This is a genomic window from Flavobacterium yafengii (assembly GCF_030010375.1).
Classification (GTDB): domain Bacteria; phylum Bacteroidota; class Bacteroidia; order Flavobacteriales; family Flavobacteriaceae; genus Flavobacterium; species Flavobacterium yafengii.
In genome coordinates, this window is the sequence record NZ_JASCRY010000003.1 from 1 (window position 1) to 14,164 (window position 14,164).

Sequence of the window (14,164 nt, forward strand, 5' to 3'; positions counted from 1 at the left end):
AAGCACATGTTGTTGTGTTGAAAGTATACGTGTCCCAACAGTTTACTTTTGCTGGTTCTGCAGGTTTCGCTGTACCATTATTCACCCAAGCACATGTTGTTGTGTTGAAAGTATACGTGTCCCAACAGTTTACTTTCGCTGGTTCTGTAGGTTGTGCTGTATCATTATTCACCCATGCACATGTTGTTGTGTTGAAAGTATACGTGTCCCAACAGTTTACTTTCGCTGGTTCTGTAGGTTTTGGCGTATTGTTATTCACCCAAGCACATGTTGTTGTGTTGAAAGTATACGAATCCCAACAGTTCACTTTCGCTGGTTCCGTAGGTTTCGCTGTACCATTATTCACCCAAGCACATGTTGCTGTGTTGAAAGTATACGAATCCCAACAGTTTACTTTCGCTGGTTCTGCAGGTTGTGCTGTATCATTATTCACCCAAGCACATGTTGCTGTGTTGAAAGTATACGTGTCCCAACAGTTTACTTTTGCTGGTTCTGCAGGTTTCGCTGTACCATTATTCACCCAAGCACATGTTGTTGTGTTGAAAGTATACGTGTCCCAACAGTTTACTTTCGCTGGTTCTGCAGGTTGTGCTGTATCATTATTCACCCATGCACATGTTGTTGTGTTGAAAGTATACGTGTCCCAACAGTTTACTTTAGCTGGTTCTGCAGGTTTTGGCGTATTGTTATTCACCCAAGCACATGTTGTTGTGTTGAAAGTATACGAATCCCAACAGTTCACTTTCGCTGGTTCTGTAGGTTGTGCTGTACCATTATTCACCCATGCACATGTTGTTGTGTTGAAAGTATACGTGTCCCAACAGTTTACTTTTGCTGGTTCTGCAGGTTTCGCTGTACCATTATTCACCCAAGCACATGTTGTTGTGTTGAAAGTATACGTGTCCCAACAGTTTACTTTCGCTGGTTCTGCAGGTTGTGCTGTATCATTATTCACCCATGCACATGTTGTTGTGTTGAAAGTATACGTGTCCCAACAGTTTACTTTAGCTGGTTCTGCAGGTTTCGCTGTACCATTATTCACCCAAGCACATGTTGTTGTGTTGAAAGTATACGAATCCCAACAGTTCACTTTCGCTGGTTCTGTAGGTTTATAGCAGGATACAGCCAAACTTGTTTCTGAATTATCATTTGAATTGCTCGCATTTCCTTGGGAAACATTTAGTGGAGGTGAAGAACAACCTCCGCATAATAAAGGATTGTAAGTTGTAATATATACAATGTTTCCTACAATTCCATTCACACCACTCACCACATTACCTCTTACAGTAAGTAAAATATCTGAAATATCAAATGAATTAAATTCACCACCTGAATTTGTTAATTTTATTGTGTTTGCAGAACCAGTTGTTAAACTCAATTGATTCCAACGGGTATCGCTTCCTGAAGCAATCCCTATGATTTCAGCATTGGCACCAACACTAATAGTAACTCGTAATGAATTTTTAACTATAGTTCCGTTCCCATAATTACCAACAGTGGCACTCAAAATTCCTGTAGAACCCTGCGTCACACTTGCGGGACTCATTAAAATTCCAATCCCAGGATCTGCGTTGTTTTGTGAATATCCTTTTGGGATAAACATAAATACAGTAAAAAACAATAATATTAATTTATATAGAGTATTCATATTCTTATTGTTTAGCGATAACATTTTTTTACGTGATTAACTATAATCATAATTATTGAGCTTTAACAACAGTGTTATAGGTGTTGTTATAATTCTGACTATCTAATCCTGATCCATTTACAATTGTAACTGTAATTGGTTGCGAAGTTTGAGCTGGCACACCTGATTTACGCTCTATAGTAAAACCAATAGCTGAAAATGTATTTGTTCCAATTATAACACCTGTTTTTAATGCCATTGTTATTAATGATACATTTTCAGTTATTTCCCAATCATTATTATTAACTGAAACACCACCATTCACATTAGAAGTGTTAGTAGCGGCTCCATAAGTAATTAGGAATGCAGATTGTTTTACGATTTTAACAACTACTTGTCCGTCTGATGGTGCACCTTTGATTTCAGATATGTTTACAACAAAATCTTTTTTATCACCTGCAGATACGAAGACTAAAGCATCGATATCTATTGTTGTAGTAAAGTCTGGTAATTCTTTGACAACTTCTATTGAAACTTCTGCTTGGTTACAATTAGTTGGATTTGATTTTTCACAAATTTGGTAAGTCAAGGTATAAGTTCCTGATGGAGTATTTGGAACTACATCTATAGAACCATCAGCATTTAATGTCAAATTACCGTTAGGAGTAACAGTTGTCAAATTAATTTGATTTAGACTAACAGCTGAACCATTTACAGTATCATTTGTTAATACATTAACTACGTTAGTTCCTCCTGTCGTTCCATTAATAGGACCTCCTGTATCTTGATTGGCAACTATAATTGTCGCTGAACTCACTACAATATTCGAACTTACTGTACTACAATTAGTTGAATTGTTTACCTCACAAATTGTATACGTAATTGGATGGCTTCCTGCTGCTGTGTTAGCGGCTACTGTTACAATTCCAGTTGCTGTATCTACTGTGATACCTGCTGGAAGTGTTCCTGTTGTCATCGTTACATTTCCTGGAGCAGTTCCGATGGTCACTAGATTACCATTTAAAGTGTCATTAGTTGTTAAAGCCGGTGTTGAACCTCCTGTGTTTCCGTTAATTGCAGCAGTAGTTTCTGTTACTGCTGCAATTACTGGTGCAGTTACCGTTACATTACTTGTTACTGTACTACAATTTGTTGGATTTGATACCTCACAGATCGTATATGTTATTGGATAACTTCCTACTGGTGTGTTTAATGCAACAGTGATCGTTCCATCAGCATTCATTGTTAATGGTCCGTTTGGTGTAGAAGTCAAAGTTACTTGTCCTGGAGAAGTTCCGATTACTGCTTGTGCTCCATTTAAGGTGTCATTCCCAATTACACTTGGTGTATTGGTTCCTGGTAATACACTTGGACTATCTGTTAATGCATCTATTCCTGGTGCAATTACAGTTACATTACTTGTTACTGTACTACAATTTGTTGGATTTGAAACCTCACAGATCGTATATGTTATTGGATAACTTCCTACTGGTGTGTTTGATGAAACAGTGATTGTTCCATCAGCATTCATTGTTAATGGTCCGTTTGGTGTAGAAGTTAAAGTTACTTGTCCTGGAGCAGTTCCGATTACTGCTTGTGCTCCATTTAAGGTGTCATTCCCAATTACACTTGGTGTGTTGGTTCCTGGTAATACACTTGGACTATCTGTTAATGCTGCTATTACTGGTGCAGTTACCGTTACATTACTTGTTACTGTACTACAATTTGTTGGATTTGAAACCTCACAGATCGTATATGTTATTGGATAACTTCCTACTGGGGTGTTTGATGCAACAGTGATCGTTCCATCAGCATTCATTGTTAATGGTCCGTTTGGTGTAGAAGTTAAAGTTACTTGTTCTGGGGCAGTTCCAATTACTGCTTGTGCTCCATTTAAGGTATCATTCCCAATTACACTTGGTGTGTTGGTTCCTGGTAATACACTTGGACTATCTGTTAATGCTGCTATTACTGGTGCAGTTACCGTTACATTACTTGTTACTGTACTACAATTTGTTGGATTTGAAACCTCACAGATCGTATATGTTATTGGATAAATTCCTGCCGGTGTGTTTGATGCAACAGTGATTGTTCCATCAGCATTCATCGTTAATGGTCCGTTTGGTGTAGATGTCAAAGTTACCTGTCCTGGGGCAGTTCCGATTACTGCTTGTACTCCATTTAAGGTATCATTCCCAATTACACTTGGTGTGTTTGTACCTGGTAATACACTTGGACTATCTGTTACTGCTGCTATTACTGGTGCAGTTACCGTTACATTACTTGTTACTGTACTACAATTTGTTGGATTTGAAACCTCACAGATGGTATATGTTATTGGATAACTTCCTACTGGGGTGTTTGATGCAACAGTGATTGTTCCATCAGCATTCATTGTTAATGGTCCGTTTGGTGTAGAAGTCAAAGTTACCTGTCCTGGAGAAGTTCCGATTACTGCTTGTGCTCCATTTAAGGTATCATTCCCAATTACACTTGGTGTGTTGGTTCCTGGTAATACACTTGGACTATCTGTTAATGCTGCTATTACTGGCAATGTTGGTGCGTTTAAAGATTTAGAAGTTACACATACTGGATTATTATAAATTATGCCTGAATAAGTAACAACTGCTCCGCCTGTAGAAAGTTGTCGGCCGGCGAGAAACACAGAAGCTCCTGAGCCACAAGCTCCACCATGTGCAAGAAATGTTCCTTTTAAAACAGCACCTGCACCTATACTAATAGCACCAGTAGCAACTCCGGCTCCTCCAATAAAAAAAACATTACATCGACGTGCTCCATTAATTAAAATCATTTTTGCTTGTGCTGCTACTGAAAATGCCCCAGCAAACTTAAAAACAAATATTGCATTGGGATTATTTTGACCGTCTAAGACGAGAGTACCTCCTAAAGATCCAGCACCGTTTATGAAATAAACCCCAGCATTTATTGTTTCCCCGCCTGGAGCAACACTTCCAAAAGCTGCCGCGTGTGCAAGAAGTACTACAGGAAAAACACCCACATCCGAAGGCACTGTATTTGGGAGAGCCATAAGCGAATTATAAGCGTTATCTAAATCTGTATTCGCTTGTGCTGTACTAGCATCAGCAGTATGAATATCCCCAATAACAACTGAAGACTCAAAACCACTTACAGAGCCAGCATTTGTACCAATATTGCCATCAATACCAGATGTGCCAGTATTTGGCACAGCACCTAAATTAGTATAAAGGGCATAATTTGAGAGAACTCCCAAAACATCAACAGCAGGAGCCGCACTACAGTTATCTTCACAGAATATTGGAATTGTACAAGCATCAGGAGGCGGACTTACGGTAGCACCAACTCCAGTAACTAGTGCTCCTTCTAAGGTAAGCATTCTTCCTTCAAGAACAGCATTAGCACCAAGACCAACAGCTCCTAACTTTGAAAATAAGGTTCCTTTTAGGTTAGCACTTGCCGCAACAGAAATAGCTCCATCAGCAATAAAAAAAACATTACTAGATTTTGTTCCATTAATTAAATTAATAGTTGCACCAGCTCCTACTGTCATTGCACCATAAAATTTAATTACAAAAAAGGCATTAGGATTCCCTCCTCCATCAAGAGTAAGAGCTGCCCCTATAGATCCCGCACCAGGTACGGAATAAACTCCAGGTGTAAGCGTTTCGCCACCTCCAAAAGCAGGAGCATGGGTGGCTGGATAGTCCACAAAAAGATCGTTAAGATGAATATACAGCCTAAATAAATCGAATCTGCACTGAGCTGTTACAGCATTGGCATTGTATGTATTACCATTAAAAAATGGTGGCGCACCAAAACCGCTAATTATTCCCATATTTGTACCAACATCACCTGTCCAAGTGGCTCCCGCTCCATTTGTAACAGCCCCCGCTCCGGTATAACCTTCAAAAGATTCAAGTATTCCTAAATTAACTGTTTGACTAAAACTTGTATTTGAGAAAAGCAATAGCGAAATGGTTATTATACTGAAGAGTAAATGTTTTTTCATAATAAATAATTTAATTGAGAACATCATAACAAAAAACTAATTGCAACTAATGGGCTGTAATTAATAATAAATTATGTAATGATGTAGTTATCATGCAAATTACCCCTTTATAAAAACCAAGAGGGTCAGTAGATATACCCTTTTATTTTTAAAACAAAAACAACAATCGGTAAAAATACGGAGAGGTGTTGTTGTAAATAGTATTAGGTACCAAATTTCAGGTCTATCATTATTGGCATTTAGAGGCTAACTAAGTAGTTTTAAAAGTAGGAGGCCTGTTTGTTTTTTTCCAATTTAGCCTGTTTTTGTTAAAAACAAATTGGACAAGAACCAAGAGAATATACTAGAGGATTGTCGCAATAATTTGTATCAAGAGCTATTCAATTAATAATCAAATGAATTGCGTAGAGTTTAAATTATAGTTTTTATTATTTGACTATCAATGTATTACACACAGGATACTCCATAAGTTTATCAATATTTTCGCTGCTCTAGGAAAAGGGTTTTAGATGTTTCTAAAATAGGATTGCATTTGCACATGAATTCCAGTACTGTGAGTTGGTGATTGCTAAGTTTGGGGTGATAATCTATTGTGTCTTTAAAGTTTAGACGGGGCAGGGTTTTTAATATCTAAATGTTTTATATTACCGATAAGACTTGTACAACCTTAACATTTAATTGTAAATCCTTATGAGTAATTATTTAGTTATCAGATTAAGTGCCGCTTTTATTAGACTAAATGGCTCAGTAGATATACGCCTTTTTCTGATAAAAGTAAAAACTAGTATAAATACGTAGCTGTTTTGAGGTAAATATCAGTGGGTAGCCAAACTTGAAGTCTGTTATGATTGGTATTTGGAGGCAGTATTGATTAGTTTTAAAAGTAGGTGGAATATTTATTTTTTTCAATTCAGCCTATTTTTATAAAGACAAATTGAACAGAAATCAAGTGAGTATGCTTGAGAATTGGAATGGAAATTTTCATTAAAATCTATTCAGTTAATAGTCAAATAAGTTAAATAGGGTTTAAAACCTATTTGTTATTCTATTATTATCAATCTATAACGGATAGCATACATGATAAGTTCAGCAATGTTTTTGCTGTCTGTTTTTTCCAAAAGACTGGCCCTGTATGTTTCAATAGTTCGTTGCCCCAGACAAAGGGTTTGAGATGTTTCCAAAGTAGATTTACCTTTACAAATCAATTCTAGCACTTCAAGTTCGCGATTAGTTAGTTTGGCGGGAATTTCTTTTGTGTGTTTAAATATAAATGGAGCTGGATTTTCAGGATATAATTTAGTGATATTGCCTACAATACTTGGGCGGCCTTTATATGTAATTACAGATCCAAATAATTCAACAAATACTGTATCTGAAGTTTTATGGATAGCTTCAAATTTCAGAGATATAGAACTTTCCGAATCTTTTAAACAACGATCAAAATCGTTTAAAATTTTTGTTTTATTACTATATTTGTCATTGAGGAGTTCCTCAAAATTTATTGAAGAAAAATCATCATAGTCATAACCGAAAATGTTTGCTAATGAGGTATTATAAAATAGAAATTTGCCATTTTGATAAATATAAATACCTATTTTTGGATGGTTTATAATAGTATGAAATTTTTCGTCATGAATTTGTTCAAGCGTATCATATTTAGCGAGACGTGTATTGATAACTCTCAATAACTCATAAAGACTGAAAGGTTTTGTGATATAATCATCCGCACCTAATTGCATTCCTGCTCTAACATCTTCATTTTCAGTTCGAGCTGAAAAAAACACTAAAGGAATAGTTGAAGTGGCCTTAATCTGCTTTATTGTTTTATAAAAATCATATCCATTCATATTAGGCATAGATATGTCGCAAAGGATAAGGTCTGGTAAATGCTTTAAAGTTTGTTGGATTCCCACAAGTCCATCCTCGGCAATAAAGACTTCGAAGTTTTGTCCTTTAATAAATTCAGCTGTATTTTCTCTTAAGACAGTATCGTCTTCTATTATAAGAATCTTTTTCATTTAAAAAAAATTAGAATGATCAGTATTTTATTATTGATTGAAAGAAACGGAGTCGGTGTCTGTTCTTTTAGATTAAATTAAACATTTTACTGCTGTAAGTATGGTAATGTAATAGTTACTGCAGTTCCTTTATCTACAACTGATTCAATTAACATTTGGCCTTTATGAAGATCAACGAATCTTTTTACAATAGACAAACCAAAACCAGTTCCTTGCACAGCTCCTCTGTTAGAAGCACGGTAAAAAGGGTCTAATAAATACTTTATTTCATCATCAGGTATTCCTATTCCTCGATCCTTGATTATGAATTCTATTTTTTTATTGTCTATTTCATTTAAATCGATGGTAATATTTTTACTACTGTATTTTATGGCGTTAGAGATGATATTATTAAAAATGTGACGAATCATAATTGAATCCATATAATAGTTTTTAATATCTAAGTTCGATTTCAGTATTACTTTTTGATTGGTTTCCGATACGCATATGTTTTCTTCAATAATCTCATTTATGAGGGGAAGAAGTTGAATATTTGTAGGTCTAAAAAAAGATTTGCTAGTTTGCTCTTCATCAATCAGAGAAACATCGTCGAGTAATGCTGTGGTATGTTGTACAGCATCAAATATCTGTTTAAACAGTTTTTCTTTTTTTTCCTTGTCCCAAGTATCATTGTATATTTGCAATAATTGAACACTGGAAAGAATTCCTGCTAAAGGGGTTCTGAATTCATGGGAAACGGTGGATATAAATTGAGACTTTAAGACATTGACTTCTTTCAGTTTGTTATTTAATTGGACCAGTCGTTCTTCTTCAAGTTTCCTTTTTGAGATGTCGTTTATTGTAGAGATTAATAAGGCTTGTCCACTAATGGACAGTGGACTAGTATACATTTCAATATCGCAAGTTTTACCAGAAGCTAGCTTATGAATAAATTGGAAATAGGATGGCCCAGTGATCGTGAATTTTTTCATCTCTTCCAATATTTGTTCTGATGGAAAAGTACTAATATCTGATAGGGTCATTAGTTTAAATTCTTCTAAGGAATAACCATAAAATTGTGCGGCGGCCGAATTAACATCGATGATGTTACCGCTCATTGGATCTATCAGGAGTTGAGGAGTCTGATTTTTTTCGAACATGGCAAAATACAGCTGACTCCTTTCTTTTAATGCAAGATCTACTTTCTTACGATCGGAAATATCTCGGATGTGGCATAGAATAACTTTGTTTTCATCTACAATGTATACGTTACTTACAAACTCAACATCGATTGAATATCCTGCTTTTGTTTCCAATGGCATATCTTCAAATCGAATGTATTCTTTGTTTTGTAATTCTATAAAAGCCTCCTTAGAAGCCGCAATATTTTTAAAAACTCCAATTTCCCAAAGTTCTTTTCCTACCAACTCATCGTAATTAAATCCAATCAAATCAATCAGAAAAGGATTTGCATCAGTAATCTGACCTGTGATCGCATCAAGAATTAAAATTCCTTCTTTGGATGATTCAAATATTCGGTGCGAACGTGTTTCAGCATTTTGTACTTTTTCCACAGCTAATTTGCGATCAGTGATGTCTTGGATTACTCCAATCATGGAAAGTTCATTAGCTTCGTCATCAAAAATAATTTCTCCCCATCCATCTACCCATCGAATCTCACCGTCATTCTTACGAATAATTCTGTATTCCTTGCGAAACAAGTTTTGATTTAGAATACATTCTTGTAAATACAGCTCCATCATTTCTCTGTCCTGAGGATGAATAATATCTAACCATTTTTCTATAATATTTAAAGGTATGCTATCGTGAAATCCAAGAATAAATCGTAATTCTTGAGAAAATTCTAAAAAATTAGTAGATATATTAAATTGAAAGGAGCCAATGTTTCCAATTCTTTGAATTTCTTTAAAAATAGACTCCTTTTCCGGTAAAATATTTTTTAGAAGCTTTTTTTCGGTTCTATCAAGAGCAGCTATAAGGTATTGTTGCTCCTTTTCTAAAAACCTAACAGTTAAGTAAACTAATACCTGTTTTTCTTGATTTATAGTTAGCTCAGTAACGCAAAAATTTTCGACATTAGTTTCTTTTACTTTTAGTAAAAAGGTATTGAAATTAGGAAGGTTTTTTTTAGTAATAAATTGACTGAAAGTGAAATTGAGTAAGTCATCACCTGTTTTACCCAAAAGAGCTAAACCGCTGTTATTGAATTTTACTATTTTGCCTCTGCAATCAATAATAAAATACCCTACCAGGGAAAGATCACACAATAAATTTAGCTTTTGAGCAGCTATTTCTGCTTTATCTTTTGCTAATTGTAACTCTTGATTTTGTATTGTAAGCTCAATATTACGGGCTTTTAATTCCTCGATCAAATTCTGGGGTTTGGATTCGACCATAGCTCGTTTTAGGTATCCTATTTTGTTAGTATTTCCGTAGCTCCTTGCTTTAGAATATTAAATTTTATGGTCTTTTATTTTCTCTTTCTGAATTTAATATTTTAATTAAAATGGATGGCTATTTGTTTTTATGCAAAACATGCCACTTTGGGCTGACGAGCGATTATTTGTATGATCCTTTTTACAATCAGGAGTGTTTTTTGCGCATTAATTTTTGATTTTGATTTTGGTAAACATATGTTAAAAAATATGAGTTCAGTCGAATAAAAAAAACAATCTGTTTAAAAGAGTCTTATGTCAGATTAAGTGCGTGTTTTGCTCTTCGTGAAATTACGAAAAATTAATTAATTTCACTTTTTTATTAAAAAAAAATTAGTGTTATTTATTTAAAATAATTTAAAAAATAATTTTGCTTTATGAGTTTGAAAAATAGGTGCTAAGTATTAGTAATTTCAATTATCTATATCTAATTTAAAGATGAGAATAAAAGTTGGTTCAACTTCTATGTTCTCCACATCAAATCTAAACGATGGGATTTTCATTGTTAAACTAGTTACAATTAACGAAACAGAAATAGGAACAAAAATCATCGTTAAAAACTAGCTCTCTAATCTATTGCATACTAAAGAGCAAGCTAGAAAGGTGTTAATATTATCTTCAATAATTTAATTAAAAGGATGGTTAAATCCGATAATATTTTACATAAAGAATTAGTATATGGTTAAATAATGTCCTCCAAAAAATTTATATTAAATTCGACATTACTAATTTCTTTAAATCATCTAAAAATACCGAAAGTAGTTTTAAATAAAAAATGGAGATCGTTAATTTGAACTGGAAATTGGTAGTCAATTCGACCTGTTTTTAGACTTATTGAAGGACATACAGACTATAATGGTTCTGATGCTTACAGTTAGATCTGTCATAAAGAAGAACCGACTAGTGGTAAAGGAATCACCGAAGCTAAATTGAAGCTATACGATTTAGCAAAAAGAAACCAATAGTGAGTAATAAGACTGTTTTGGATTGTGCAAAAAATAGAAGAGTCTAATTGAAAACATCGTATTAAGGAGATATATCAATTGGTTTAATATTAGTTTGGAAGAATAATCCCGTTATCCTCCAAGATTCTAGTTATACGTGGGAATTTACACAAATTGGAAACTATGGATCGCCACTTCGGACCGAAGAAGGCTGGTTGGTTATTACTCATGGTGTAGGTGCCACGAGACGATATTGTATAGGTGCTTCACTGTTTGATCTTGATAATCCTTCAAAGGAAATTGGAAGACCTTAAGAGCCCTTTCCCTCCCCTCTGGAAGATGAACGTAAAGGTTATGTACCTAACGTAGTATATTCATGCGGTTCGATTATTCACAACGACAGCCTCATATTGCCTTATGCCGTATCAGACTATTCATCTACTTATGATGTAGTTGATTTGGTAGAATTAATCGAGGCTTTGAAGAAAAGTTAATGATGACTTAATGCATTAATGTCTTTACTGATTTCATTGACGAGAGTTAAAATTATTCTAACAATTGTTATAAAAAAACTTGCGCGACTTAAATCGCTTATTACTAGTAAATAGAGCTATTTAGAGATTTTACATTATAATACCCCATTTTTAGAACCAAAAAACCTCTAAAATCAAATGACTTTGGAGGTTTATAATTTTTGGTCGGCGATGAAAGGTTCGCATTTTGCACCAAGTAGTTTTCTCTTTTTCAATCCTTTAATTCACATCTTTATATTTCTGTTGTAGTAATTTTGTCAAGGCACTTTCGGTTTTGGAATCCAATTGTTGCGAGGCAAAATGTTTCCACATTCCATCGATATAAATCAGTAACAATTCAGCTTCCAAAGTTGGATTTTCATAATTCAATTTTGAAAAAGCTACTGTTAGTTTTTCATAACAAGGCTTCATAAAAATGTCGTGGTATCTTTGAGAAAGAGAATTTAACGCAATGATTTTATGTTGCATTTTCCAAAAATCGGGATGCGAATCTACTAAAATTTGGGGAACCTCAACGATTTTTAAAATATATTGCAATCCGCTTTCGTCATTCAAATAATTGGAAATTATTTTTGCTGCCCCTTGATAACCATGTTTGATAATCTCCTCCAATAATTTTTCTTTCGTACCAAAATGTCTAAAAATCAATGCTTCTGAAGTTTCCGCCTCAGAAGCAATCGATTTTGTAGAAGTGGCTCGCTCTCCATTTTCTGTAAACAGTTTGAGAGCAGCGTCAAGTATATCCTTTTTTTTGCTCATCTGGAAATTAATTAAAGTGCGAGCATTTTTATAATTTAAACTCTTTCAATGATTACGGCATACCCTTGCCCAACACCAATACACATGGTTGCCAAAGCATATCGTTTTTCTAAACGTTGCAAGGATAAAGCAGCGCTGTATATAATTCTGGTTCCTGACATTCCCAGTGGATGTCCCAAGGCAATTGCTCCTCCATTTACGTTAACTCTGGCGTCATTGTCTTGAAGACCTAAAGCTCTTGTACAGGCCAAACTCTGGGCTGCGAAGGCTTCGTTCAATTCAATAATGTCGATATCATTCAATGTTAATCCGGCTTTCGCCAAAGCTTGTTGCGTTGCCGTAACGGGTCCAATTCCCATAATTCGAGGTTCAACCCCAACAACTGCCGAACTTACGATTCGGGCTAACGGTTTTAAATTGTACTTTTTTACGGCATCGCCTGATGCAATAAAAGTAGCTGCAGCACCGTCATTCAATCCCGAAGCATTTCCTGCAGTTACCGTTCCATCTGCTTTGAAAGCCGGTTTTAATTTAGCCAATGTTTCAACTGTTGTACTGGCTCTGACGAATTCATCTTCAGAAAAAACAATTGGTTCGCCTTTTCGCTGCGGAATGCTAACAGGAATAATTTCTTGCGCCAATACTCCATTTTCTTGCGCTTTTGCCGCTTTCATTTGTGAATTATAAGCGAAAAAATCTTGGTCTTCCCGACTGATATCATACAAATCCACTAAATTTTCAGCAGTAATTCCCATAGGATCCACACCGTACATTTGTTTCATTTTTGGGTTTACAAAACGCCATCCAAAACTGGAATCCTCCATTTTAGAATCCGTTCCATAGGCTTTTGATGCTTTTGAAATCACCAATGGACCGTGAGTCATGTGTTCTACTCCACCGGCAATAAAAATATCGCCATCTCCAGCTTTAATTGCTCGTGATGCTCCAATAATTGCAGACATTCCTGAAGCACACAATCTATTAACCGTTTCTCCGGGAACTGTAACCGGAAGTCCCGCCAGCAATGACGCCATTCGAGCCACGTTACGATTGTCTTCTCCAGCTTGATTGTGACAGCCTAAGATGACATCATCAATCGCAGCGGGTGGAATATTTGGATTTCTATTTACTAATTCCTTAATAACAATTGCTGCTAAATCATCTGCTCTGACCCCAGAAAGTGTTCCGCCAAAACTTCCTATTGGCGTTCTGATTCCATCAATTATATACGCTTCTGTATTCATTTTTATTTCTTTTAAATTATAATTCTTCTTGTGGAAGGTCTGCTTTTTTTCTCCAATAATTAATTACCGCCGATGTAATAATGGTAATCGATAATCCAATGAAACATCCGGTAGTCACTGATATAAAACGTTCTACCGCTCCTATCCATGACATTTGCGTCTGTTCATGAATCAATACAATGATGAGCGCTACAATTGCGGTTCGCGCCACATTCATCAAATTAAATAAATAACAAGTGGCAATGGAAAGAACAATACCCAACAATAGCATATAGACATTTGGCGCATGAATAAAAAAACAAAATAACCCTATTCCGGAGCCAATTAGGTTCGATTTAAACCGTTCAATCGATAAACGACGCGCATCTTTTGCCTCGGGCGAAATAACCAAAATAATAGAAAGCATCGTCCAATACAGTTCATATTCGGGGAAACCCAAATACAATTGATAGCCAATTAGAAAACCAATAATGCATTTGAACCCATAAATAATTAAATCAGATCCAATACTGTATCGTATTAATTTGTTCACCATTCGATTAGTATTAGATGCATTAGAATTGAAAAACTTAAAGGTAATTCTATTCTATCCTTG

At 35.2% G+C, this 14,164-nt stretch carries 7 protein-coding genes; all 7 read right to left on the reverse strand.

Features of this window, described 5'->3' with window-relative positions:
* Nucleotides 1–1,648, reverse strand: a 1,648-nt coding sequence (locus tag QLS97_RS10335) for a hypothetical protein (RefSeq protein ID WP_282716488.1), incomplete at its 3' end; no start/stop codon positions are given.
* A gap of 52 nt (nucleotides 1,649–1,700) precedes the next feature.
* On the reverse strand, nucleotides 1,701–5,636 hold the full coding sequence (locus QLS97_RS10340) for an ice-binding family protein (protein ID WP_282716489.1): 3,936 nt from the start codon (nucleotides 5,634–5,636) through the stop codon (nucleotides 1,701–1,703).
* A 1,040-nt stretch (nucleotides 5,637–6,676) separates the two neighbouring features.
* A complete protein-coding gene (locus QLS97_RS10345) occupies nucleotides 6,677–7,654 on the reverse strand; it encodes a response regulator (RefSeq protein ID WP_282716491.1) in 978 nt (325 codons plus the stop codon).
* Between the two features lie 86 nt (nucleotides 7,655–7,740).
* Nucleotides 7,741–10,050 (reverse strand): PAS domain S-box protein, encoded by a 2,310-nt coding sequence (locus tag QLS97_RS10350; protein ID WP_282716492.1) that lies wholly within the window; start codon nucleotides 10,048–10,050, stop codon nucleotides 7,741–7,743.
* A gap of 1,735 nt (nucleotides 10,051–11,785) precedes the next feature.
* On the reverse strand, nucleotides 11,786–12,325 hold the full coding sequence (locus QLS97_RS10360; protein WP_282716494.1) for a TetR/AcrR family transcriptional regulator: 540 nt from the start codon (nucleotides 12,323–12,325) through the stop codon (nucleotides 11,786–11,788).
* Nucleotides 12,326–12,360: 35 nt separating this feature from the next.
* The gene (pcaF, locus tag QLS97_RS10365; protein WP_282716496.1) at nucleotides 12,361–13,569 is read right to left on the reverse strand and encodes a 3-oxoadipyl-CoA thiolase; all 1,209 of its coding nucleotides are present in this window, start codon (nucleotides 13,567–13,569) and stop codon (nucleotides 12,361–12,363) included.
* A gap of 16 nt (nucleotides 13,570–13,585) precedes the next feature.
* Nucleotides 13,586–14,104 (reverse strand): FUSC family protein, encoded by a 519-nt coding sequence (locus QLS97_RS10370; RefSeq protein ID WP_282716498.1) that lies wholly within the window; start codon nucleotides 14,102–14,104, stop codon nucleotides 13,586–13,588.
* Nucleotides 14,105–14,164 lie beyond the last annotated feature (60 nt).